This window comes from Enterobacter cloacae complex sp. 397G4 (genome assembly GCF_050031515.1).
Taxonomy (GTDB): Bacteria; Pseudomonadota; Gammaproteobacteria; order Enterobacterales; family Enterobacteriaceae; genus Enterobacter; species Enterobacter hormaechei_C.
On record NZ_JBLGWE010000001.1, the window covers coordinates 4,738,076 to 4,763,753 of the forward strand.

General features: G+C 55.7%; 15 protein-coding genes, 2 tRNA genes, 2 rRNA genes and 1 riboswitch. Of the genes, 5 read left to right on the plus strand and 14 right to left on the minus strand.

Annotated features, from left to right (window positions below; all coding sequences use genetic code 11):
* Window positions 1-155: 155 nt before the first annotated feature.
* From ACQG1Y_RS22840 to btuB, 6 genes are all read right to left on the minus strand, one after another.
* Window positions 156-3,060, minus strand: a 23S ribosomal RNA gene (locus tag ACQG1Y_RS22840).
* Window positions 3,061-3,230: 170 nt separating this feature from the next.
* Window positions 3,231-3,306: transfer RNA gene (locus ACQG1Y_RS22845), tRNA-Ala, on the minus strand.
* A 105-nt stretch (window positions 3,307-3,411) separates the two neighbouring features.
* A tRNA-Ile gene (locus tag ACQG1Y_RS22850) sits at window positions 3,412-3,488 on the minus strand.
* A 70-nt stretch (window positions 3,489-3,558) separates the two neighbouring features.
* A 16S ribosomal RNA gene (locus ACQG1Y_RS22855) occupies window positions 3,559-5,100 on the minus strand.
* The 16S and 23S rRNA genes sit together here with 2 tRNA genes alongside, the layout of an rRNA operon.
* A gap of 386 nt (window positions 5,101-5,486) precedes the next feature.
* Window positions 5,487-6,338, minus strand: coding sequence for a glutamate racemase (gene murI, locus ACQG1Y_RS22860; RefSeq protein WP_003862067.1), 852 nt, complete (start codon window positions 6,336-6,338; stop codon window positions 5,487-5,489).
* Window positions 6,283-8,133, minus strand: a complete 1,851-nt coding sequence (btuB, locus tag ACQG1Y_RS22865) for a TonB-dependent vitamin B12 receptor BtuB (RefSeq protein ID WP_017694253.1) — start codon at window positions 8,131-8,133, stop codon at window positions 6,283-6,285. The genes murI and btuB overlap by 56 nt, the downstream gene beginning before the upstream one ends.
* Window positions 8,134-8,199: 66 nt before the next feature.
* Window positions 8,200-8,375: riboswitch (cobalamin riboswitch) on the minus strand.
* A 104-nt stretch (window positions 8,376-8,479) separates the two neighbouring features.
* Between btuB and trmA the strand changes: the two genes are divergently transcribed.
* Entirely contained in the window at window positions 8,480-9,580 is a 1,101-nt protein-coding gene (gene trmA / locus ACQG1Y_RS22870; protein WP_003862063.1) for a tRNA (uridine(54)-C5)-methyltransferase TrmA, read from the plus strand.
* An 80-nt stretch (window positions 9,581-9,660) separates the two neighbouring features.
* On the opposite strand, the gene ACQG1Y_RS22875 is transcribed toward trmA, so the two are convergent.
* Together ACQG1Y_RS22875 and fabR are read right to left on the minus strand one after the other, a co-directional pair.
* Window positions 9,661-10,020 carry a YijD family membrane protein gene (locus ACQG1Y_RS22875; RefSeq protein ID WP_017383113.1) on the minus strand — a complete coding sequence of 120 codons (360 nt, stop codon included), beginning with the start codon at window positions 10,018-10,020 and terminating at the stop codon, window positions 9,661-9,663.
* A 9-nt stretch (window positions 10,021-10,029) separates the two neighbouring features.
* The gene (fabR, locus tag ACQG1Y_RS22880; protein ID WP_003862059.1) at window positions 10,030-10,668 is read right to left on the minus strand and encodes an HTH-type transcriptional repressor FabR; all 639 of its coding nucleotides are present in this window, start codon (window positions 10,666-10,668) and stop codon (window positions 10,030-10,032) included.
* 196 nt (window positions 10,669-10,864) lie between these two features.
* On the opposite strand from fabR, the gene sthA reads away from it, so the two are divergent.
* Window positions 10,865-12,265 (plus strand): Si-specific NAD(P)(+) transhydrogenase, encoded by a 1,401-nt coding sequence (gene sthA, locus ACQG1Y_RS22885; RefSeq protein ID WP_003862057.1) that lies wholly within the window; start codon window positions 10,865-10,867, stop codon window positions 12,263-12,265.
* On the opposite strand, the gene oxyR is transcribed toward sthA, so the two are convergent.
* The 4 genes from oxyR to argC all read right to left on the minus strand — a co-directional run bounded on the left by oxyR (window position 12,248) and on the right by argC (window position 16,737).
* Window positions 12,248-13,165, minus strand: a complete 918-nt coding sequence (oxyR, locus tag ACQG1Y_RS22890; protein ID WP_003862055.1) for a DNA-binding transcriptional regulator OxyR — start codon at window positions 13,163-13,165, stop codon at window positions 12,248-12,250. The two genes, sthA and oxyR, sit on opposite strands and share 18 nt — an antisense overlap.
* Before the next feature lie 305 nt (window positions 13,166-13,470).
* Window positions 13,471-14,844 (minus strand): argininosuccinate lyase, encoded by a 1,374-nt coding sequence (gene argH, locus ACQG1Y_RS22895; RefSeq protein WP_032104309.1) that lies wholly within the window; start codon window positions 14,842-14,844, stop codon window positions 13,471-13,473.
* A 105-nt stretch (window positions 14,845-14,949) separates the two neighbouring features.
* Window positions 14,950-15,726, minus strand: a complete 777-nt coding sequence (gene argB, locus ACQG1Y_RS22900) for an acetylglutamate kinase (protein WP_086626605.1) — start codon at window positions 15,724-15,726, stop codon at window positions 14,950-14,952.
* A gap of 6 nt (window positions 15,727-15,732) precedes the next feature.
* Window positions 15,733-16,737 (minus strand): N-acetyl-gamma-glutamyl-phosphate reductase, encoded by a 1,005-nt coding sequence (gene argC / locus ACQG1Y_RS22905; protein ID WP_368740934.1) that lies wholly within the window; start codon window positions 16,735-16,737, stop codon window positions 15,733-15,735.
* Between the two features lie 88 nt (window positions 16,738-16,825).
* Between argC and argE the strand changes: the two genes are divergently transcribed.
* The 3 genes from argE to gldA all read left to right on the plus strand — a co-directional run bounded on the left by argE (window position 16,826) and on the right by gldA (window position 22,210).
* Window positions 16,826-17,977, plus strand: a complete 1,152-nt coding sequence (gene argE / locus ACQG1Y_RS22910) for an acetylornithine deacetylase (RefSeq protein ID WP_015569956.1) — start codon at window positions 16,826-16,828, stop codon at window positions 17,975-17,977.
* Between the two features lie 271 nt (window positions 17,978-18,248).
* A complete protein-coding gene (gene ppc, locus ACQG1Y_RS22915) occupies window positions 18,249-20,900 on the plus strand; it encodes a phosphoenolpyruvate carboxylase (protein ID WP_047055741.1) in 2,652 nt (883 codons plus the stop codon).
* A gap of 206 nt (window positions 20,901-21,106) precedes the next feature.
* Window positions 21,107-22,210: a bifunctional L-1,2-propanediol dehydrogenase/glycerol dehydrogenase gene (gene gldA, locus ACQG1Y_RS22920; protein WP_003862047.1), complete on the plus strand. Its 1,104-nt coding sequence runs from the start codon at window positions 21,107-21,109 to the stop codon at window positions 22,208-22,210.
* Between the two features lie 91 nt (window positions 22,211-22,301).
* On the opposite strand, the gene katG is transcribed toward gldA, so the two are convergent.
* Window positions 22,302-24,482, minus strand: a complete 2,181-nt coding sequence (katG, locus tag ACQG1Y_RS22925; RefSeq protein ID WP_368740791.1) for a catalase/peroxidase HPI — start codon at window positions 24,480-24,482, stop codon at window positions 22,302-22,304.
* 144 nt (window positions 24,483-24,626) lie between these two features.
* Window positions 24,627-25,517: a methylenetetrahydrofolate reductase gene (metF, locus tag ACQG1Y_RS22930; RefSeq protein WP_032104303.1), complete on the minus strand. Its 891-nt coding sequence runs from the start codon at window positions 25,515-25,517 to the stop codon at window positions 24,627-24,629.
* Between the last annotated feature and the right edge of the window lie 161 nt (window positions 25,518-25,678).

Below are 25,678 nucleotides of genomic sequence, written 5' to 3' on the forward strand. Positions count from 1 at the left end.
TACTGCGTTGGCTGCTCTCGTAAAGTCAGTCACATACCTCAGTATGCTCCTTCCTTTCCTTCGTTTGCCGCCTTGTCTCAGCGCAAAATCCTTCGGACTCTGAATCTAAGCTGAAAATTTCGTCTGTCTCTTCGCCAAAACACCTTCGGCGTTGTAAGGTTAAGCCTCACGGTTCATTAGTATCGGTTAGCTCAACGCATCGCTGCGCTTACACACCCGACCTATCAACGTCGTCGTCTTCAACGTTCCTTCAGGAGACTCAAGGTCTCAGGGAGAACTCATCTCGGGGCAAGTTTCGTGCTTAGATGCTTTCAGCACTTATCTCTTCCGCATTTAGCTACCGGGCAGTGCCATTGGCATGACAACCCGAACACCAGTGATGCGTCCACTCCGGTCCTCTCGTACTAGGAGCAGCCCCCCTCAATTCTCCAGCGCCCACGGCAGATAGGGACCGAACTGTCTCACGACGTTCTAAACCCAGCTCGCGTACCACTTTAAATGGCGAACAGCCATACCCTTGGGACCTACTTCAGCCCCAGGATGTGATGAGCCGACATCGAGGTGCCAAACACCGCCGTCGATATGAACTCTTGGGCGGTATCAGCCTGTTATCCCCGGAGTACCTTTTATCCGTTGAGCGATGGCCCTTCCATTCAGAACCACCGGATCACTATGACCTGCTTTCGCACCTGCTCGCGCCGTCACGCTCGCAGTCAAGCTGGCTTATGCCATTGCACTAACCTCCTGATGTCCGACCAGGATTAGCCAACCTTCGTGCTCCTCCGTTACTCTTTGGGAGGAGACCGCCCCAGTCAAACTACCCACCAGACACTGTCCGCAACCCGGATTACGGGTCTACGTTAGAACACCAGCCATTAAAGGGTGGTATTTCAAGGTTGGCTCCACGCAGACTGGCGTCCACGCTTCAAAGCCTCCCACCTATCCTACACATCAAGGACCAGTGTTCAGTGTCAAGCTATAGTAAAGGTTCACGGGGTCTTTCCGTCTTGCCGCGGGTACACTGCATCTTCACAGCGAGTTCAATTTCACTGAGTCTCGGGTGGAGACAGCCTGGCCATCATTACGCCATTCGTGCAGGTCGGAACTTACCCGACAAGGAATTTCGCTACCTTAGGACCGTTATAGTTACGGCCGCCGTTTACCGGGGCTTCGATCAAGAGCTTCGCGTTGCCGCTAACCCCATCAATTAACCTTCCGGCACCGGGCAGGCGTCACACCGTATACGTCCACTTTCGTGTTTGCACAGTGCTGTGTTTTTAATAAACAGTTGCAGCCAGCTGGTATCTTCGACTGATTTCAGCTCCACCCGCAGGGGCTTCACCTACACATCAGCGTGCCTTCTCCCGAAGTTACGGCACCATTTTGCCTAGTTCCTTCACCCGAGTTCTCTCAAGCGCCTTGGTATTCTCTACCTGACCACCTGTGTCGGTTTGGGGTACGATTTCGTGTTACCTGATGCTTAGAGGCTTTTCCTGGAAGCAGGGCATTTATCACTTCAGCACCGTAGTGCCTCGTCATCACACCTCAGCGTTAACAAGGTACCGGATTTACCTGGAACCTCCGCCTACATGCTTAAACCGGGACAACCGTCGCCCGGCTGACATAGCCTTCTCCGTCCCCCCTTCGCAGTAACACCAAGTACAGGAATATTAACCTGTTTCCCATCGACTACGCCTTTCGGCCTCGCCTTAGGGGTCGACTCACCCTGCCCCGATTAACGTTGGACAGGAACCCTTGGTCTTTCGGCGAGCGGGCTTTTCACCCGCTTTATCGTTACTTATGTCAGCATTCGCACTTCTGATACCTCCAGCATGCCTCACAGCACACCTTCAACGGCTTACAGAACGCTCCCCTACCCAACAACACATAGTGTCGCTGCCGCAGCTTCGGTGCATGGTTTAGCCCCGTTACATCTTCCGCGCAGGCCGACTCGACCAGTGAGCTATTACGCTTTCTTTAAATGATGGCTGCTTCTAAGCCAACATCCTGGCTGTCTGTGCCTTCCCACATCGTTTCCCACTTAACCATGACTTTGGGACCTTAGCTGGCGGTCTGGGTTGTTTCCCTCTTCACGACGGACGTTAGCACCCGCCGTGTGTCTCCCGTGATAACATTCTTCGGTATTCGTAGTTTGCATCGGGTTGGTAAGCCGGGATGGCCCCCTAGCCGAAACAGTGCTCTACCCCCGAAGATGAGTTCACGAGGCGCTACCTAAATAGCTTTCGGGGAGAACCAGCTATCTCCCGGTTTGATTGGCCTTTCACCCCCAGCCACAGGTCATCCGCTAATTTTTCAACATTAGTCGGTTCGGTCCTCCAGTTAGTGTTACCCAACCTTCAACCTGCCCATGGCTAGATCACCGGGTTTCGGGTCTATACCCTGCAACTTAACGCCCAGTTAAGACTCGGTTTCCCTTCGGCTCCCCTATACGGTTAACCTTGCTACAGAATATAAGTCGCTGACCCATTATACAAAAGGTACGCAGTCACCCCATAAAGAGGCTCCCACTGCTTGTACGTACACGGTTTCAGGTTCTTTTTCACTCCCCTCGCCGGGGTTCTTTTCGCCTTTCCCTCACGGTACTGGTTCACTATCGGTCAGTCAGGAGTATTTAGCCTTGGAGGATGGTCCCCCCATATTCAGACAGGATACCACGTGTCCCGCCCTACTCTTCGAGTTCACAGCAAGTGTGCTTTCGTGTACGGGACTATCACCCTGTACCGTCGGACTTTCCAGACCGTTCCACTAACACACAAGCTGATTCAGACTCCGGGCTGCTCCCCGTTCGCTCGCCGCTACTGGGGGAATCTCGGTTGATTTCTTTTCCTCGGGGTACTTAGATGTTTCAGTTCCCCCGGTTCGCCTCGTTAACCTATGTATTCAGTTAACGATAGTGCAACGGATTGCACTGGGTTTCCCCATTCGGACATCGCCGGGTCAAGGGTTCATATCACCTCGCCGGCGCTTTTCGCAGATTAGCACGTCCTTCATCGCCTCTGACTGCCAGGGCATCCACCGTGTACGCTTAGTCGCTTAACCTCACAACCCGAAGATGTTTCACTTCTGATTGCGAAAATTTGAGAGACTCGAACACACATGAGCTGTGTGTCGTTTCAATTTTCAGCTTGATCCAGATTTTTAAAGAGCAAAACTTCGCAGTGCACCTTTTCAGGTTCACTCTGAAGTTTTCTTGTGTTCGCAGTAAAAGATGGTGGAGCTATGCGGGATCGAACCGCAGACCTCCTGCGTGCAAGGCAGGCGCTCTCCCAGCTGAGCTATAGCCCCATCGTAGTCACCTCTGTACCGGTAATTTTTGTTGAGGCAAGGCGTGGTGACACGAAGCATACTTATGTATGTGAGTGTCGCCGCAACGCAGCATCAGCAAAAATTTGGTAGGCCTGAGTGGACTTGAACCACCGACCTCACCCTTATCAGGGGTGCGCTCTAACCACCTGAGCTACAAGCCTGTAGAGGTTTTTTACTGCTGTTTTTCATCAGACAATCTGTGTGAGCACTACAAAGGCAGGTTCTTTAAGGTAAGGAGGTGATCCAACCGCAGGTTCCCCTACGGTTACCTTGTTACGACTTCACCCCAGTCATGAATCACAAAGTGGTAAGCGCCCTCCCGAAGGTTAAGCTACCTACTTCTTTTGCAACCCACTCCCATGGTGTGACGGGCGGTGTGTACAAGGCCCGGGAACGTATTCACCGTGGCATTCTGATCCACGATTACTAGCGATTCCGACTTCATGGAGTCGAGTTGCAGACTCCAATCCGGACTACGACGCACTTTATGAGGTCCGCTTGCTCTCGCGAGGTCGCTTCTCTTTGTATGCGCCATTGTAGCACGTGTGTAGCCCTACTCGTAAGGGCCATGATGACTTGACGTCATCCCCACCTTCCTCCAGTTTATCACTGGCAGTCTCCTTTGAGTTCCCGGCCTAACCGCTGGCAACAAAGGATAAGGGTTGCGCTCGTTGCGGGACTTAACCCAACATTTCACAACACGAGCTGACGACAGCCATGCAGCACCTGTCTCAGAGTTCCCGAAGGCACCAATCCATCTCTGGAAAGTTCTCTGGATGTCAAGAGTAGGTAAGGTTCTTCGCGTTGCATCGAATTAAACCACATGCTCCACCGCTTGTGCGGGCCCCCGTCAATTCATTTGAGTTTTAACCTTGCGGCCGTACTCCCCAGGCGGTCGACTTAACGCGTTAGCTCCGGAAGCCACGCCTCAAGGGCACAACCTCCAAGTCGACATCGTTTACGGCGTGGACTACCAGGGTATCTAATCCTGTTTGCTCCCCACGCTTTCGCACCTGAGCGTCAGTCTTTGTCCAGGGGGCCGCCTTCGCCACCGGTATTCCTCCAGATCTCTACGCATTTCACCGCTACACCTGGAATTCTACCCCCCTCTACAAGACTCTAGCCTGCCAGTTTCGAATGCAGTTCCCAGGTTGAGCCCGGGGATTTCACATCCGACTTGACAGACCGCCTGCGTGCGCTTTACGCCCAGTAATTCCGATTAACGCTTGCACCCTCCGTATTACCGCGGCTGCTGGCACGGAGTTAGCCGGTGCTTCTTCTGCGGGTAACGTCAATTGCTGAGGTTATTAACCTCAACACCTTCCTCCCCGCTGAAAGTACTTTACAACCCGAAGGCCTTCTTCATACACGCGGCATGGCTGCATCAGGCTTGCGCCCATTGTGCAATATTCCCCACTGCTGCCTCCCGTAGGAGTCTGGACCGTGTCTCAGTTCCAGTGTGGCTGGTCATCCTCTCAGACCAGCTAGGGATCGTCGCCTAGGTGAGCCGTTACCCCACCTACTAGCTAATCCCATCTGGGCACATCCGATGGCAAGAGGCCCGAAGGTCCCCCTCTTTGGTCTTGCGACGTTATGCGGTATTAGCTACCGTTTCCAGTAGTTATCCCCCTCCATCAGGCAGTTTCCCAGACATTACTCACCCGTCCGCCACTCGTCAGCAAAGCAGCAAGCTGCTTCCTGTTACCGTTCGACTTGCATGTGTTAGGCCTGCCGCCAGCGTTCAATCTGAGCCATGATCAAACTCTTCAATTTAAAAGTTTGATGCTCAATGAATTAAACTTCGTAATGAATTACGTGTTCACTCGTTGAGACTTGGTATTCATTTTTCGTCTTGCGACGTTAAGAATCCATGTCACTTTGAGTGCCCACACAGATTGTCTGATAAATTGTTAAAGAGCAGTTGCAACGCGGCTTTCAGCTCATCGTTGCGAGGTCCCGTATATTACGTTTTCCTCATTCAGAGTCAAGCAATTATTTTCACTTTTCTCTGTTGGCGTTCATCTCTGAACCCCGCTGTCCCGGCGGCTTGTAAGCCGTTGTTCCGTGTCAGTGGAGGCGCATTATAGGGAGTTCTCCGACGTTGACAACCCCTCTTTGAAAAAAAACGTTCAACCGTCTCTTTTTTGCTCAAAACCGTGCTACAGCGCCAGTTTTTCGAGCGTTTCGAAGCCATAACGACGTAAAACGGGCAAAAGTTGTTCGGTTTCTTTTGTTATCGCCATACAGAAAGCGATGTTCGCATCCGCTGATTTCGCATCCGGCGCCTCGTGTTCCAGCAGCCAGGCCGTCCGACGCGCAATTGCAGCACCGGAATCCACCAGCCGGGTCCCTTCAGGCAGAACCTTTAACAGCTCTTCCTGTAATAGCGGGAAATGGGTGCAGCCAAGAACAACCGTATCCGGTGGTTCCTGCATCCGCAGCCATGGACGCAGAATACGACGCAGCTCTTCAAGCGATACCGTCTCGCCGTGCAGTTTTGCTTCCGCCATTTCCACCAGCTCCGCGGAGCCGAGCATGGCGATCTGGCATTCATTGGCAAAGCGCTCAATAAGCTCACGCGTATAAGGACGTTTTACCGTACCGCGCGTAGCCAGCAACCCCACAATGCCGTTCGCCGTCAGACGCGCCGCGGGTTTGATTGCCGGAACAACGCCCACAACCGGGAACGGGAATTTTTCGCGCAGGGCAGGAAGAGAGACCGTGCTTGCCGTATTACAGGCAATGACCGCCAGCGCCAGGGGATAACGCTTTTGTACCGCGGTGACGATTTCAACCACACGTTCAACAATAAAGTCTTCACTCTTTTCCCCATACGGGAACGCGACGTTATCGAAGGCGTAGATGTAATGGAGATCCGGCAGGAGCTGCCGAATCTCATCATAGACCGAAAGCCCACCGACGCCGGAATCAAACACCAGCACGGTGGGACGCGGATCAGAAGGTGTAGCTGCCAGACAAGGTGTATTCCCGTCCTGCAGTTTGGTAGCCATAAACTGTCTCGTAATCTTTATCGAACAGGTTGGCTATTTTACCACGAACTGTGAGATGAGAGGTGACAGGATATGAAACCGCGACGTCCCACAGGCTGACGCCGCCCATTTTCACGCGTTCTGTGGCGTAGGTATTCGGATCAACGGCAACATCATAGCGAGTGCCCAGATAACGGTACGCCAGATTCCAGTCGAGATCCCACACCTGCCAGTCAAGCTGATACTTAACCTGTTGCTTTGAGCGACGAGCCAGGACTTCGTTAGTTTTCGCATTACGCGGGTCGACGTAGTCGTAAGAAATCTGATGCCCTACCGGGCCAGTGTCGAACTGGGCCGTCGCCTCGATTCCTTTAATACGGGCTTCATCGACGTTGTAATAACGGTAAGTCCGCGGGTCGCTATTAATGAGGTTATCGATATCATTACGATAGCCCGTCACACGCCAGTTTACCGGCCCCGTCAGACCTTCAAAGCCACCTTCCCACTGCTTACTCTCTTCTGGCTTCAGATCCGGATTACCGTAATCTTTACTGTGGATCTGGCTCATGGTCGGTGCTTTATACGCTGTACCGTAAGAACCGATGATGCGATACCCCTCGATGAACTCCCATGCGGCGCTGGTCTGCCAGGTGGCGTGATTGCCAAAATTAGAGTTATCGTCATTACGCGCCGCCGCTTCCAGCGTCACGCTGTTGAACTGCTGCATCGCCGAAAGGAACACGCCGGTATTACGTTGTTCGTAACCTTTTTCCAGGTAGCCCGTACCCGCCTGGGTTTTCTGCTTCTGCCAGTCCAGACCCGCGCCGATATTGCCGTGACCCACTTCAACCGTATTCAGCCACTGGGTGGTGTACTGCTTCACGTCATCCATGGTTGCGGAGTCAGCGTAGCGGCCTTTTTTCGGATCATAGTTCTGATCTTTGCTACGGCCATACCCTGCCACCAGCTGTGACTGGAAAATACCCTGGTTATAGCGCAACCCGGTGTCCCAGTTCTGGCTGTAAACCTGACGCGTGTCCGGCCGCCCATCAATGCCGGTCGCGCCATAGTGATCGTAACCGTCATACGCGGAGCGGTTATCGTAGCCAAAGCCACGGACGAATCCGCTGACGCTGTCGGTAAACTGCTGCTCCACCGAGCCAAACAGCGATTTACTCATAAAACCATCGCGGTCTGGCTGGCGCGGGGCATCTTTTGCGGCAATATCAAAACCACGGGTATAGGTATAATCACCGGCCATGGTGATTTTGGTTTTATCGAACACCTGCTGGAAGGCACCGTTATAGTTTTGATACCCCTTTGAACCGACACCCGCAGAAATTTCTGCACCCGGCTTGTCGCGCCCGGTAATGATGTTAATCACACCGCCAATCGCGTCGGAGCCATACAGCGCCGAACGTGGGCCGCGAATGTACTCAATACGCTGAATCAGCGACGTCGGAATTTGGCTTAAATCGGGAACATTGCTGATCCCGGCATTATTCAGGGGGATACCATCAATCAGTACCAGAACATGGCGGGATTCCGTACCGCGAATAAACGTTGAAGAGGTTGACCCCATCCCGCCGCTTTGTGCGATGTCCACACCCGGCAGGCGTGACATGATTTCCACAACACTCGTTGCCTGCCAGCGTTCAATATCCTCACGGGTCACGACGGAGGTCGGAGCCAGAACGGTTTTTGCTGGTTGTTCGAAACGGTTTGCTGTCACCACCAACGAGTCGGCGCTTTCCTGCGCCCAGCCCGAAAATGCCGTGACGGAAAACGCCGTCAACAGCGATACTTTTTTAATCATTGTTAAAGCATCCACAATATAAGAAGGATGCCGCAGGCCTCATCGATAGCACGCGATGATGAAACCAAATGCGACGTGATCCCGGCAGGTCTTCGGGCTGGGTGGCGTTATACGGATGAAGACTTCCCATTTTCACAGTGTCTACAACTCTCATCCCGCCAGTCTTTACCGCTGCGCGTCAGCTCCAGATTTGCACTGGATTCCCTTTTCACTCTCAGGAGACCGGAAACAGAATGCTACAATTAGACACGTATAGATGTCCAGATAGCTATTAGCCATTAAATCTGGACATCCACTGCACAATCCCTACAATCCCCGCGTAATTCTTTATCACTCAGGACGCATCATGACCCCCGAACACCTCCCGACAGAACAGTACGACGCACAGCTGGCAGAAAAAGTTGTCCGCCTGCAAAGTATGATGACGCCTTTCAACGCGCCGGTTCCCGAGGTGTTTCGTTCTCCGGTCAGCCACTACCGTATGCGCGCTGAGTTCCGCATCTGGCACGATGGCGATGACCTGTACCACATCATTTTCGATCAGCAGACGAAATCCCGCATTCGCGTAGACAGTTTTCCGGCGGCGAGTGAGCTCATCAACCAGCTGATGACGCTAATGATCGACGGTGTACGCAATAATCCGGTGCTGCGCAACAAGCTGTTCCAGATTGACTACCTGACCACCCAAAGCAATCAGGCCATTGTTTCTCTGCTCTATCACAAAGCGCTGACCGACGAGTGGCGCGAGCAGGCAGAAGCCCTGCGCGATGCGCTGCGCGCGCAGAACATCAACGTGCACCTGATTGGCCGCGCGACCAAAACCAAAATCATGCTGGACCAGGATTACATCGACGAGCGTCTGCCGGTAGCAGGTAAAGAGATGGTTTACCGTCAGGTAGAGAACAGCTTCACCCAGCCGAACGCCGCCATGAACGTGCAGATGCTTGAGTGGGCGCTGAAGGCGACAGAAGGGTCTAAGGGCGATCTGCTGGAGCTCTACTGCGGTAACGGCAACTTCTCGCTGGCGCTGGCGCGTAATTTCGAGCGCGTGCTGGCGACGGAAATCGCCAAACCGTCGGTGGCCGCCGCGCAGTACAACATCGCCGCTAACCATATTGATAACGTACAAATTATTCGTATGGCGGCAGAAGAATTTACCCAGGCGATGAACGGCGTACGCGAGTTTAACCGCCTGCAAGGGATTGATTTGAAGAGCTACCAGTGTGAGACAATTTTTGTCGATCCGCCGCGCAGTGGCCTGGACAGCGAAACCGAGAAGATGGTGCAGGCGTACCCGCGTATTTTGTACATCTCCTGTAACCCGGAGACGCTGTGCAAGAATCTGGAAACATTAAGCCAGACGCACAAGGTTGAACGTCTGGCGCTGTTCGATCAGTTCCCGTATACGCACCATATGGAGTGCGGCGTTTTACTTACCGCACGGTGATCTGTAGGCCGGATAAGCGTAGCGCCATCCGGCATTTTTTGGCAGATGGCGCTTCGCTTACCTGCCCTACAAATAATTCATTACTCCGGTAACTGGCTCTTGCGGCTACGCATGCGCGAGCCAATCCAGAACACCAGCGCCACAGACAGTACCGCAGGCAGGAAGTTAGAGCCAATATCCGGATACTCCGCGCGCACGACGGTGCTGTACAACAGTACACCCAGAATAAAACAGGCTGCGGCCAGTCCCGGTAACCCAACTGGCATGGTGCGGTTCAGATAACGTTGATGCAGGCAGTACACCGTCAGCACCAGCGCGATAATCGGGAAAATCGAGAACGGTACAATTGAGCTAAAAACCGCCGCAAACGTACCATTAATGGATAAGCCAGCGATCAATGCCAGCAACAGCGTTCCTTTATCCTGACCTGACTGTTTCATTACTCACCTTCACTCATCGTTTTGATGTGCCAACTTCTCTTGTTCACGGCGATACCAGTAGTACGCACCTTTAGAAATCATCCGCAGCTGCAATACCAGTCGCTCTTCGAGTTGCTTACGTTGTTCAATGCTGACATCCAGCGCTTCGGCACCCGCGCTGAAAACAATCGTCACCATCGCCTCGGCCTGTGCTTCAGTAAACGCACGCGGCATATGGTTTTCGAGTTCAAGATAGTCGGCAAGTTCCGCGATGAAATGCTGAATTTCACGCGCGACGGCGGCACGAAACGCGGCTGACGTTCCGGAACGCTCACGCAACAGCAGGCGAAACGCGTTAGGGTTATTGCCGATAAATTCCATAAATGTCGACACGGAGGTGCGGATCACGCTGCCGCCTTTGGCGATACGCTGACGCGCCTGACGCATAAGCTGGCGCAGCATCAAACCGCTCTCGTCGACCATGGTCAAGCCCAGTTCATCCACATCACGGAAATGACGATAGAAGGACGTTGGCGCAATCCCGGCCTCGCGCGCCACTTCACGCAGGCTCAAACTGGCAAAACTCCGCTCAGCACTCAGTTGACTGAATGCGGCTTCCACCAGCGAACGCCGGGTTTTCTCTTTTTGTTGTGCTCTTACGCCCATCACGATAGTTGAATCCTTCCAAAGGCCCGTTGGCACTATACCAGAGAATAAAATTAATCTGTTTACCTGGCTTTGTGAATGATTGTTTACGGGCGGTTTGTGCTCCACTGCCCGAAAAAAGCACAACGATAATTGGGTTACCCTGGCAATGATGTTATGATTCTGTTGCTTTTATGTATAAGAACAGGTAAGCCTTGCCATGCCACATTCCTACGATTACGACGCAATAGTTATTGGTTCCGGCCCCGGCGGCGAAGGTGCTGCTATGGGTCTGGTAAAACAGGGAGCCAGAGTAGCGGTTATTGAGCGCTACCATAACGTCGGCGGCGGTTGCACCCACTGGGGCACCATCCCTTCGAAAGCCCTCCGCCACGCCGTTAGCCGCATTATCGAATTTAACCAGAACCCTCTTTACAGCGACCACTCCCGACTTCTTCGCTCCTCCTTTGCCGATATCCTGAATCACGCAGACACGGTCATTAACCAGCAGACGCGCATGCGTCAGGGTTTCTATGAGCGCAACCACTGTGAAATTCTGCAAGGGAACGCGCATTTTGTGGATGAACACACCCTGGCGCTGGAGTGCCACGACGGTTCGGTTGAGACGCTCACCGCTGAAAAATTTGTGATCGCCTGCGGCTCCCGTCCTTACCATCCGGCAGACGTGGATTTCTCGCACCCGCGCATTTACGACAGCGACTCCATCCTCAGCCTGCACCACGAACCACGCCATGTGATCATCTACGGCGCGGGCGTGATTGGCTGCGAATATGCGTCGATTTTCCGGGGAATGGAGGTCAAAGTTGATCTGATCAACACCCGCGACCGGCTGCTGGCGTTCCTCGATCAGGAGATGTCAGATTCCCTCTCCTACCACTTCTGGAACAGCGGCGTGGTGATTCGCCACAACGAAGAGTACGAGAAAATCGAAGGCTGCGACGACGGTGTGATCATGCACCTGAAATCTGGTAAGAAGCTGAAGGCGGACTGCCTGCTGTACGCCAACGGCCGTACCGGCAACACGGATTCATTGCAGCTGGAGAATATCGGGCTTGAAACCGACAGCCGCGGTCAGCTCAAGGTCAACAGCATGTACCAGACTGCGCTGCCGCACGTTTACGCGGTGGGCGACGTGATTGGTTACCCAAGCCTGGCCTCCGCCGCGTACGATCAGGGCCGCATCGCCGCACAGGCGCTGGTGAAAGGTGAAGCGACGGCGCATCTGATTGAAGATATCCCGACGGGCATCTACACCATTCCGGAAATCAGTTCTGTCGGCAAAACCGAGCAGCAGCTGACGGCCATGAAGGTGCCTTACGAGGTGGGTCGTGCCCAGTTTAAACATCTGGCGCGGGCGCAAATCGTGGGGATGAGTGTAGGTACGCTTAAGATCCTGTTCCATCGCGAGACGAAAGAGATCCTCGGTATTCACTGCTTCGGTGAACGCGCGGCGGAAATCATTCATATCGGCCAGGCGATCATGGAGCAAAAAGGTGGTGGCAACACCATTGAGTACTTCGTTAACACCACCTTTAACTACCCGACCATGGCGGAAGCTTATCGGGTAGCTGCGCTGAACGGCTTAAACCGCCTGTTTTAACGCGCTGTCGAAATGGCCATCCATCGCACCCCGGATGGCCTCTGCCAGCTGCTCATAGCGGCTGCGCAGCGGTGACCCCGGACGATAAACCAGACCAATGGTGCGACGCGGCTCCGGCTTAATACAGGGCAGATAGACCACGCCATCACGTTTACGCTCGTGCGGCACCGCCAGCGCCGGCAGCAGCGTAATACCGCTTCCCGCCGCCACCATATTACGCAGCGTTTCCAGGCTGGTTGCGCGGAAATGGGTATCTTCATCGGCACCCGCTTCGAAGCAGAAGCCCATCGCCTGATCGCGCAGACAGTGGCCATCTTCCAGCATCAGCAGTTTTTCACCGGCCAGATCGGCCATCGGCACGCGATCGCGGTTCGCCCACGGGTGATCTTCATAGATCGCCAGCATCATCGGCTCATCGAACAGCGGTACTTCAATAAACGCTTCACTCTCTTTGACCAGCGCCAGGATCGCGCAGTCGAGCTTGCCGCTGTCTAACTGCGCCAACAGCTGATGGGTTTGCGCTTCATGCAGGTACATTTCGAGTTTCGGGAACGTCTGGTGCAGCATCGGAATGATTTGCGGCAACAGGTACGGGCCAACGGTTGGGATCAGGCCAATATGCAGCGGGCCGGACATCGCTTCCCCCTGCTGGCTTGCCATTTCCTTGAGCACTTTGACCTCGCGCAGTACGGTGCGCGCCTGATCCACCAGCAGCAGACCTGCCTGCGTGAACAGTACCTTACGACTGGTGCGCTCCAGCAGCATCACGCCCAGCTCATCTTCCAGCTTGCGGATCTGACCGCTCAGCGTTGGCTGGCTGACGTGGCAGGAGTCTGCCGCGCGGCGAAAATGGCGATGCTCAGCTAACGCTACCAGGTATTCAAGATCACGAATATTCATTATTCATCCTCCGTCGCCACGATAGTTCATGGCGATAGATAGCATAGCAACGAACGATTATCCCTATCAAGCATTCTGTTGAATAATACATCACATAGACGAGGCGGCACGTGTTTGACCCTTGACGTCCCCGCACCGTCAGCGAGTTTCTCTCAAAACTCGAAAAACTAAAGCCAACGTGAACTTTTGCGGACCCCGTGGTCCGCTTTTTTTTGCGTAAAAAAAAGCCCAGCACTAAGCCAGGCTCCGTTTTTCTCCCTCTCCCTGTGGGAGAGGGCCGGGGTGAGGGCACCAGCCCGCACTATTCAAACCAACCGGTTTTTCGCATCCGCAATCGCCTGCGCTACCTGCTTCGGCGACACGCCACCTTTCGCTGCACGCTTATCCAGGCAGGATTGCAGGGCCAGAATCGGGTAGACATCATCCCCGATAACCGCGCTGAATTTTTGCAGGTCGGCAAGCGCCAGCTCTTCAAGGGCTTTACCCTGACGAATCGCTTCCACCACCGCTTCACCCACAATATGGTGCGCCTCGCGGAACGGTACGCCTTTCGCCACCAGGTAGTCCGCCAGCTCGGTAGAGTTAGCATACCCCTGCTGCGCCGCTTCCTGGCAGCGCGGACGTTTCACCTGAATGCCGTCCAGCACCAGCGCGCCCATATGCAGACAGTCCAGCCAGGTGTCGAGCGCGTCGAACAGCCCCTCTTTGTCTTCCTGCATGTCTTTGTTGTATGCCAGCGGCAGCCCTTTCAGGGTCATCATCATACCGGTCAGCGCGCCCTGCACACGGCCACACTTGCCGCGGATCAGCTCCAGCGCATCCGGGTTTTTCTTCTGCGGCATCAGGGAGGAGCCGGACGTCACGCGGTCGGACAGCTCTACAAACCCCGCTTCGCCAGAGTTAAAGAAGATCAGGTCTTCGGCAAAGCGCGACAGGTGCACCATCCCGATAGAGGCATTCGAGAGCAGCTCCAGCACGTGGTCACGGTCAGAGACGCTGTCCAGGCTGTTGCGGGTGGCGGAGGCAAAGCCCAGCCAGCCTGCCAGCTGCTCACGGTCGATTTCATACGCCGTACCGGCCAGCGCGCCGCTGCCCAGCGGGCTGACGTCCAGACGCTTTAAGGTATCCTGTAAACGGCTCTCATCACGCGCCAGCATCTCAACGTAGGCCAGACACCAGTGCGCGAACGTCACCGGCTGCGCGCGTTGCAGGTGGGTATAACCCGGCATCACCGCATCCTGATTGCTCTGCGCGGTGTCCACCAGCGCGCTCTGCAACTGACGATTCGCCGCCAGCAGTTCGCCGACGGTCTCTTTGCACCACAGCTTCAGGTCGGTCGCCACCTGGTCATTACGGCTACGCCCGGTATGGAGCTTTTTACCCAACTGGCCGACTTTGTCGATCAGTTTGCCTTCCACCCAGCTGTGAATATCTTCGGCATCGCTCTGGAGGATTTGCTCCGGATCCAGACGCACCTCTTCCAGCAGGTTGTTCAGCGCCTCTTCCAGCTGCTGCTGTTCGTCTGCGGTCAGCACGCCAACGGTCACCAGCGCTTTGGACCAGGCCACAGAGCCGACAATATCCTGTTCGGCCAGGCGGTAGTCGAAGCGCAAAGAGTCGTTGAACTGTTTGAACCGCTGATCCGCTGCCTGTGTAAAACGCCCACCCCAAAGTGCCATAACGAATTTCCTTAATGATGATATTTTTGCCCGGTGGCGCTGCGCTTACCGGGCCTACAAAATTCACGTAGGCCGGATAAGCGAAGCGCCATCCGGCACAGAATCTTAAGCCAGAATACGCGTGCCAATCGGCGTACCGTTAAACAGCGCCGGAAGCTGCTCTGCGTGACGCCAGGAGGCGATATCCACCGGGCGGCCCAGCGTGCGGGCCGCATCCAGCGCGGCGTTAACTTTAACGATCATGCCGTCGGTGATAATGCCCTGATCGATCAGCTGCTCGGCTTTTGCGGCGGTCATTTCCGCAATGCGCTGGCCTTTGCCGTCCAGAATGCCGCTCACGTCGGAGAGCAGGATCAGGTCTGCGCCCAGCGTTGCCGCCAGCGCCGTCGCCGCCTGGTCCGCATTGACGTTCATCAGTTTGCCCTCTTCGGTCACGCCGATTGAGCTCACCACCGGCAGGAAACCGCCTTCTAGCAGGGTGTTAATCAGCTCAGGCGAACCTGGCTGCGCCAGTCCAACATGGCCAAGCTCTTCGTCGAGCTGGGTCACTTTTACGCTATCGCCATCGCCCAGAAAGAGGCCAACGGAGGCGATATGGTGTTTCTTCGCCCACGCCAGCAGCGTTTTGTTCGCCGTTCCCGCCAGCGCGCCGGTAATGATGTCAATCTGGTCCGCAGGCGTCACGCGCAGGCCATTTTTCTTTTTCACCGGCAGGTTGAGCCCTTTCATCAGCTCATCCACCACGCAGCCGCCGCCGTGCACAATCACCAGCGGACGTTGGTGTGATTCGCGATAGTTCACCAGTGCGGTAAACAGGCGCTCCAGCGCTTCTTCGCTGTCCAGCAGTACACCACCGAGTTTGATAATTAATGGATTCATCATCACACCTTAAATAAGAGCCTGCGTTTCAGGGAAGCCGAAACGAATATTTGCACACTGCATTGCCTGTGCGGCAGCGCCTTTGAGTAAGTTATCTTCTGCGGCGACCACAATCAGATGCTCGCCCTGCACGGCAAAGCCGATGTCGCAGAACGGCAGGCCAACCACGTTTTTCAACGCCGGCACGCCTTTGTCATACAGGCGCACCAGCGGTTTATCCGCATACGCCTGCGTGAAGACCTCGCTCACCTGTTCTTTGGCCACACCCGGCTTCAGGCGGCAGGTAATGGTTTCGAGGATCCCACGCGGGAAGCTGCCGAGGTGCGGGGTGAAAATCACGTCCGCGCCCAGATGGGTGGTGATTTCAGGGTGATGACGGTGATTAAACACGCCATACGGCTGAAGGCTCACTTCGCAGAAGCTGTTGGAGATCGCCGCTTTGCGCCCGGCGCCGCTCACGCCACTGGTGGCGTTGATCACCGGCCACTGATGCAGATCCAGCAGACCGGCGTCGATCAGCGGCTTCAGGGAAAGCTGCGCCGCCGTCGGGTAGCAGCCCGGCACGGCAATCAGATCCGCTTCTTTCAGTTTGTCAGCGCTCCACTCCGCCAGGCCGTACACCGCTTTTTCGAGCAGATCCGGGTGCTGATGGGTGAAACCATAATATTTTTCGTAGAACGCGCTGTCGTTAACGCGAAACGCGCCGGAGAGATCAAAGACCACGCAGCCGGCCGCTAAAAATTGCGGTGCCAGGTCGTGGCTAACTTCATGCGCCGTGGCTAAAAACACAACGTCAACGCCGTCGATGAACTCGCTGATGTCAGACATGGGCTGCAAAGGCAAATCAACCACGCCCTTAAGCTGTGGATGCAAATCGGAAATTAACTTTCCGGCATCATTGCTTTGCGCTGACACGGTCAAAGCGGTTATGGTCATATGAGGGTGGCGATTTACGTAGCTTACAAGCTCTGCGCCCGCATAACCGCTAGCGCCTACAATCAGCGTATTCAACATCGGGTTCCTTTATGCTCAACGATAATGTATTTTTATTCACATTTATTGCATGAATATTGATACTATCACGACCTAAGGTGTGTCAACAATGAAAATGAACTTACCGCCATTTATCGAGATTTACCGCGCCCTGATTGCCACACCCTCCATCAGCGCGACGGAAGAAGCCCTGGATCAGAGCAATGAGTCTTTAATCAATCTGCTGGCGGGTTGGTTTAGCGATCTTGGGTTTAACGTTGAGGTTCAGCCCGTCCCCGGAACACGCCACAAATTTAACCTGCTCGCCAGTACCGGACATGGCGCGGGCGGCCTGCTGCTGGCTGGCCACACTGACACCGTGCCGTTTGATGATGGCCGCTGGACGCGCGATCCGTTCACGCTGACCGAGCATGACAACAAGCTTTATGGTCTGGGCACCGCCGACATGAAAGGCTTTTTCGCCTTTATCCTCGACGCGCTGCGTGACGTAGACGTGACAACCCTGAAAAAGCCGCTCTACATTCTGGCGACCGCCGATGAAGAGACCAGCATGGCGGGCGCACGTTATTTCTCTGAAAACACATCGATTCGTCCTGACTGCGCGATCATCGGCGAACCGACCTCTCTGCAACCGATTCGGGCGCACAAAGGCCATATTTCTACCGCGGTGCGCGTGCTCGGACAGTCCGGCCACTCCAGCGATCCGGCGCGCGGCGTGAACGCCATCGAGCTGATGCATGACGCGATTGGCCGCATCATGACCCTGCGCGACGATCTGAAAGAGCGCTATCACTACGAGGCGTTCACCGTGCCGTATCCGACGCTAAACCTCGGCAGCCTGCACGGCGGTGATGCGTCCAACCGTATCTGCGCCTGCTGCGAACTGCATATGGATATCCGTCCTCTGCCGGGCATGACGCTAAGCGATCTGGATGGCTTACTGAACGAAGCGCTGGCACCGGTCAGCGAGCGCTGGCCGGGCCGTCTGACGGTCTCCGAACTGCATCCGCCGATTCCAGGCTACGAATGTCCGCCTGACCATCAGCTGGTTCAGGTGGTGGAAAAACTGCTCGGCGAGAAAACCGACGTGGTGAACTACTGCACCGAAGCGCCGTTTATTCAGACGCTGTGCCCGACGCTGGTTCTGGGCCCTGGCTCCATCAACCAGGCCCACCAGCCGGACGAATATCTCGAAACCCGCTTCATCAAGCCCACTCGCGAACTCATTACCCAGGTTGTGCATCACTTCTGCTGGCATTAAAAACGCACCGAACAGTCCCCTCTCCCTGTGGGAGAGGGTTAGGGTGAGGGCAACAAATCGCATGATCTTCGTCACATTCCCATAAGCATCTCTTATCTGACGCAATACGAATTAAATTTCGTAAATTGCCCACATTTATTCGTTTGCTGAACCGTTTTCGCAGCAATTGACGACGGGGGTTTTACGTGGCTTTATAAAGGGAGATGACAAAATAATGTCCAGAAGATTTTCGCATGGGCATAAACAAAAATGATGGGGTGACTGGGTTTTTATGAACGAACAATATTCCGCGTTGCGTAGTAATGTCAGTATGCTCGGCAAAGTGCTTGGAGATACCATCAAAGACGCACTGGGGGAGAACATCCTCGACCGCGTTGAAACCATCCGCAAGCTGTCCAAATCTTCCCGCGCCGGTAACGAGGCCAATCGTCAGGAGCTGCTCACCACCTTGCAGAACCTCTCTAACGATGAGCTGCTGCCCGTTGCCCGCGCCTTCAGCCAGTTTCTGAACCTGGCAAACACCGCTGAGCAATACCACAGCATTTCGCCAAAAGGCGAAGCGGCCAGCAACCCGGAAGTCATTGCCCGCACCCTTCGTAAACTCAAAGACCAGCCCGACCTCAACGAAGCGACCATCAAAAAAGCGGTAGAATCCCTTTCGCTGGAGCTGGTGCTGACCGCACACCCAACTGAAATCACCCGTCGTACGCTGATCCACAAAATGGTGGAAGTGAACAGCTGTCTGAAGCAACTGGATAACAAAGACATTGCCGACTACGAACGTAACCAGCTTATGCGCCGTCTGCGCCAGCTGATTGCCCAGTCCTGGCACACCGATGAAATTCGTAAGCATCGCCCAAGCCCGGTCGACGAAGCCAAATGGGGCTTTGCGGTGGTGGAAAACAGCCTGTGGGAAGGGGTCCCCAACTACCTGCGCGAGCTGAACGAACAGCTGGAAGAGAACCTGGGCTACCGCTTGCCGGTTGATTTTGTTCCGGTGCGCTTCACCTCATGGATGGGCGGCGACCGCGACGGCAACCCGAACGTGACGGCGGAAATCACCCGTCACGTCCTGCTGCTGAGCCGCTGGAAAGCGACCGACCTGTTCCTGAAAGATATTCAGGTGCTGATCTCCGAGCTGTCGATGGTGGAAGCCACGCCGGAACTGCGCGCGCTGGCCGGTGAAGAAGGCGCCAGCGAACCGTACCGTTTCCTGATGAAAAAACTGCGCGGTCAGCTGATGGCCACTCAGGTCTGGCTGGAAGCGCGCCTGAAAGGCCAGCGCCTGCCGAAGCCGGAAGGTCTGCTGAGCCAGAACGAACAGCTTTGGGAGCCGCTGTACGCCTGCTATAAATCGCTCCAGGCCTGTGGGATGGGCATCATTGCCAACGGCGAACTGCTCGACACCCTGCGCCGCGTGAAGTGTTTCGGCGTGCCGCTGGTGCGTATCGACGTTCGTCAGGAAAGTACCCGTCATACCGAAGCACTGGGCGAGCTGACCCGCTACCTCGGCATCGGCGACTATGAAAGCTGGTCAGAAGCCGACAAACAGGCGTTCCTGATCCGCGAGCTGAACTCCAAGCGCCCGCTGCTGCCGCGCAACTGGGAGCCAAGCAACGACACCCGCGAAGTGCTCAACACCTGTAAAGCGATCGTGGATGCGCCGAAAGGATCGGTGGCCGCCTATGTGATCTCCATGGCGAAGACCCCGTCCGACGTGCTGGGCGTTCACCTTCTGCTGAAAGAAGCGGGCATTGACTATGCCCTGCCAGTGGCCCCGCTGTTTGAGACCCTCGACGACCTGAACAACGCTAACGACGTGATGACCCAGTTGCTGAACATCGACTGGTATCGCGGCTTTATTCAGGGCAAACAGATGGTGATGATTGGCTATTCCGACTCCGCGAAAGATGCGGGCGTGATGGCAGCCTCCTGGGCGCAGTATCAGGCGCAGGATGCGCTAATCAAAACCTGCGAAAAAGCCGGTATTGAACTGACCCTGTTCCACGGACGCGGCGGCTCCATTGGTCGTGGCGGTGCGCCTGCACACGCAGCGCTGCTCTCTCAACCACCAGGAAGCCTGAAAGGCGGCCTGCGCGTGACCGAGCAGGGCGAGATGATCCGCTTCAAGTACGGCCTGCCGGAAGTGACCATCAGCAGCCTGTCGCTCTATACCAGTGCGATCCTGGAAGCCAACCTGCTGCCGCCGCCGGAGCCAAAAGAGTCCTGGTGCCGGATTATGGACGAGCTGTCTGACATCTCCTGCGACCTCTATCGCGGCTACGTGCGTGAAAACAAAGACTTTGTGCCTTACTTCCGCTCAGCAACGCCTGAGCAGGAGCTGGGTAAACTGCCGCTGGGTTCGCGCCCGGCCAAGCGTCGCCCGACCGGCGGCGTTGAATCCCTGCGCGCCATTCCGTGGATCTTCGCCTGGACGCAAAACCGTCTGATGCTGCCGGCCTGGCTGGGTGCCGGTGCGGCGCTGCAAAAAGTGGTGGAAGACGGAAAGCAGAGCGAACTGGAAACCATGTGCCGCGACTGGCCGTTCTTCTCTACCCGTCTGGGCATGCTGGAGATGGTCTTCTCGAAAGCCGACCTGTGGCTGGCGGAATACTACGATCAGCGGCTGGTGAAACCAGAGCTGTGGGCGCTGGGTAAAGAGCTGCGCGAGCTGCTTGAAGGCGATATTAAAGTGGTGCTGGATATCGCTAATGACTCCCACCTGATGGAAGACCTGCCGTGGATCGCCGAGTCTATCCAGCTGCGTAACATCTACACCGACCCGCTGAACGTTTTACAGGCTGAACTGCTGCACCGTTCGCGTCTGGCGGAGGAGGAAGGTAAAGAGCCGGATCCGCGCGTTGAACAGGCGCTGATGGTAACGATAGCAGGCGTTGCGGCAGGTATGCGCAACACCGGTTAATGCTCAGTGCCCGGCAGCGCTACGCTTGCCGGGCACTTCTCGATCTTCCCCCTTCCCTGATCTCCCCCTCAATCTTTGCCACCGGTAAGGCAATCACGTTTCCCTTAGACGTAGCGCAACAAATGACCGGCACGCCGGGAGTAGAGTCACTCTTAGTGCAGTTCGAACAGGACAGAATTTACCTCAAACACTAAGGGAGTAATGTTATGGACCGTGTCATTCAATCCCCGGGAAAATACATCCAGGGCGCAGATGTTCTCACTCGCCTCGGCGACTACCTGAAGCCGCTGGCAAATCGCTGGCTGGTGGTGGGCGATAAATTTGTGCTGGGTTTTGCTGAAGAAACCCTGCGCCAGAGTTTTAAAAAAGCCGGACTCCATGCCGAAATTGCACCCTTTGGTGGCGAATGTTCGCAAAATGAAATCGATCGCCTGAAAAAGCTGGCCGACAGCGCTGACTGTCTGGCGGTGCTGGGTATCGGCGGCGGAAAAACGCTGGATACTGCCAAAGCGCTGGCCCACTTTATGGACGTGCCGGTGGCCATTGCCCCGACCATTGCCTCCACCGATGCGCCGTGCAGCGCCCTTTCCGTGATTTATACCGACAGCGGCGAGTTCGATCGCTACCTGATGCTACCGCACAACCCGAACATGGTGATTGTCGATACCAAAGTGGTGGCGGGCGCACCTGCGCGCCTGCTGGCCGCCGGGATTGGCGATGCCCTGGCAACCTGGTTTGAAGCGCGCGCCTGTTCGCGCAGTGGCGCCACGACCATGGCGGGCGGCAAGTGCACGCAGGCGGCGCTAGCGCTGGCAGAGTTGTGCTACAACACGCTGGTTGAAGAGGGCGAGAAAGCGATGCTGGCGGCGGAACAGCACGTGGTCACACCGGCTCTGGAACGCATTATCGAAGCCAACACCTATCTCAGCGGCGTGGGCTTTGAAAGCGGCGGGCTGGCGGCGGCGCATGCCATTCACAACGGCATGACGGCGGTGCCGGATGCGCATCATTTCTACCATGGTGAAAAGGTCGCGTTCGGCACGCTGACGCAACTGGTACTGGAGAACGCGCCGGTTGAAGAAATTGAGACCGTCGCCGCGCTTTGCCACAGTGTTGGGCTGCCGATCACGCTGGCGCAGCTGAATATCAAAGAGGATATTCCGGCCAAAATGCGGCTGATCGCGGAGGCGTCCTGTGCCGAAGGGGAAACCATTCACAACATGCCTGGCGGCGTAACGCCGGATCAGGTCTATGCGGCGCTGCTGGTGGCGGACCAGTACGGACAGCGTTTCCTTCAGGAGTGGGAGTAATAAAAAAGCCGGGTGGCGCTGCGCTTACCCGGCCTACATGGCACTTTAATTTGTAGGCCGGGTAAGGCGTAGCCGCCACCCGGCACAATGGCTACTTCACGTCAAACCGGTCCAAATCCATCACTCGCGCCCACGCGGCAACAAAATCACGAACGAACTTCTCGTGTGCATCACTGCTGGCGTAAACTTCGGCCAGCGCACGCAGGACGGCGTTTGAACCGAAGACCAGATCGGCGCGGGTCGCGGTGTATTTCACTTCCCCGCTGGCGCGATCGCTACCGGCAAACAGCTCGTTTGAGTCGTCGGTCGCTTTCCACTGGGTGTTCATATCCAGCAGATTAACGAAGAAGTCGTTGCTCAGCACGCCCTCGCGGTTGGTAAACACGCCATTCTTGCTGCCATCGAAGTTTGCACCCAGTACGCGCAGACCGCCGATCAGCACCGTCAGTTCCGGCGCGGTCAGGGTCAGCTGCTGGGCTTTGTCGATCAGCAGCGACTCCGTAGTGGACACATCCACCTGCGCACGGTAGTTGCGGAAACCGTCAGCAACCGGTTCGAGCAGGTTAAACATCTCGATGTCCGTCTGGTCCTGACGCGCATCCACGCGGCCCGGGGTGAACGGTACGTTGACGTAAACGCCCGCGGCTTTCGCCGCCTGCTCAACGCCTACGACACCCGCCAGCACGATGATATCGGCCAGTGAAGCTTTGTTGGTGGTGCGCTGGATGGCTTCCAGAGCCGGTAACGCCCGCACCGCTGCGGCGTTCACATCCCAGTCGCGCTGAGGCGCCAGCGCCAGACGCGCGCCGTTGGCACCGCCGCGCTTGTCGCCGCCGCGGAAGGTCGATGCCGACGCCCAGGCCACGGAAACCAGCTCGCTCACGGAGAGACCAGAGGCCGCGATTTCCGCTTTCAGGCTTTCAATATCTTCCTGCGTCGGATGGAACACCGGTTGAGGCAGCGGATCCTGCCAAATCAGATCTTCTTTCGGTACTTCCGGGCCGATGTACCGCGCTTTTGGCCCCATATCGCGGTGGGTCAGCTTGAACCACGCGCGCGCAAAGGCTTCGTTGAAGGCCTGCGGATCGTTCAGGAAGCGACGGGAAATTTTCTCGAATTCCGGATCAAAACGCAGCGTCAGGTCGGTGACCAGCATGGTTGGCTTGCGTTTTTTCGACGGGTCGAACGGGTCAGGCATAATTTCCGGCGCATCCACGGCTTCAAACTGAATGGCGCCCGCCGGGCTACGCGTCTGCACCCATTCGTATTTGAACAGGTTCTCGAAGAAGTAATTGCTCCACTGGGTCGGGGTTTGAGACCAGATAACTTCCAGCCCGGAGGTGATGGCGTCAGCGCCAATACCGGTGCCGTGCGTGCTGGCCCAGCCCAGGCCCTGCGCTTCAATCGGCGACGCTTCCGGGTCAGTGCCCACGTGCGTGGCTTCACCTGCGCCGTGCGTTTTACCGAGCGTATGGCCGCCCGCAATCAGCGCGACGGTCTCTTCGTCATTCATGCCCATGTTGCCAAAGGTAGCGCGGATCGCCGCCGCCGCAGACAGCGGTTCACCGCTGGCGTTCGGCCCTTCCGGGTTCACGTAAATCAGGCCCATTTCGGTGGCCGCAAGCGGGCGCTTCGCCAGCGCTTCCGGGTCACGGTGGGTCAGCCAGGCTTTTTCATCGCCCCAGTTCACGTCCAGATCCGGTTCCCAGACGTCTTCACGCCCGGCACCGAAACCAAAGGTGCGGAAGCCGGAGTTCTCCAGCGCCACGTTACCCGCGAGGATAAAGAGGTCAGCCCAGGAGATTTTTTGTCCGTATTTTTGCTTAATTGGCCACAGCAGGCGGCGAGCCTTATCCAGGCTGACGTTATCCGGCCAGGAGTTCAGCGGTGCAAAGCGTTGCTGACCGCGTCCGGCGCCGCCGCGACCGTCAACGGAGCGATAGGTACCCGCACCGTGCCAGGCCATACGGATAAACAGGCCCGCATAGCTGCCCCAGTCGGCAGGCCACCACGGTTGTGAGTCGGTTAACAGTGCTTTGAGATCGCCCTTAAGGGCGGAATAGTCGAGCTTGCTGAATTCTTTGCGGTAGTCGAAGTCTTCACCCAGAGGGTTAGAACGGCTGGAGTGTTGATTAAGTAGATCGATGCGAAGTTGTTTAGGCCACCATTCTTTGCTGCCGGTACCTGCACCCGCGCTATGATCGACGCCGCCCTGGTGGAACGGACATTTGCCGGCGAATGCCGCGTTATTGGTCTCGTCTGACATGCTCATCGCTATGCTCCCTTTACAGTGTTACCGTTACGATATACACCACTAGCGATAAGAGATAGTTGAATTAATCCACAGATTCGATAGCTAATACCTTTTAACTCTCCGTTCGATTAAAAAACCCTCATTTTATGAGGGTTTTTTACTTTACAGCGCCGGGCGAACACCGAGCGTATGGCAAATGGCGTAGCTCATTTCCGCGCGGTTCAGGGTATAGAAATGGAAATCTTTCACCCCTTCGCGACTTAAAATCTTCACCATGTCCATCGCGATATTGGCCCCCACCAGCTTACGTGTTTCCGGATCGTCGTCCAGCCCTTCGTACATTTTGGACATCCACAGCGGAATGCGCACGTTGGTCATATCTGCGAATTTCTTCGCCTGTTTGAAGTTCGAGACCGGCAGAATGCCAGGAATGATTTCGACATCAATACCCGCCGAGACGCAGCGGTCGCGAAAGCGCAGGTAGCTTTCCACGTCAAAGAAGAACTGAGTAATCGCGCGGTTAGCACCGGCCTCCACTTTACGCTTCAGGTTGAGCAGATCCGCCTGGGCGCTTTTGGCTTCCGGGTGAACTTCAGGGTAGGCAGCCACGGAGATATCAAAGTCGGCAACGTCTTTCAGCAGCCCGACCAGATCGGTGGCATACATCTCCGGCTTGCCGCTGCCTGGCGGGAGGTCGCCGCGCAGGGCCACAATGTGGCGAATGCCGTTATTCCAGTAGTCCTGGGCAATGGCGCGCAGTTCATCACGGGTGGCGTCGATACAGGTCAGGTGCGGTGCCGCTTCCAGACCGGTTCGATCTTTAATGCCCTTAATGATGCTGTGCGTGCGGTCACGCTCACCGGAGTTGGCGCCGTAGGTTACGGAGACGAACTTCGGCTTCAGGCTGCTCAGGCGATCGATAGAGCTCCACAGGGTTTGCTCCATTTCACTGGTGCGCGGCGGAAAAAATTCAAAAGAGACGTTAATCTGGCCGTTTACTTCGGCCAGGCTCTGATTCAGGGCTTCCCGCTGGTTGGCGTGAAAAAAGCTCATACCTTACCTCTATCTTTCGCGTGTCGTTGTTTGTTGTGTTGTGAACTTCTATACGTTTAGACGTCCAGATGTAAAAATGACGGAAAAGCGAGATGACGTCAACAGAAATAATCAACATTAACGGTGAGGTTTGTTCAGGGAAGATGAAGGGCGTTCATGAT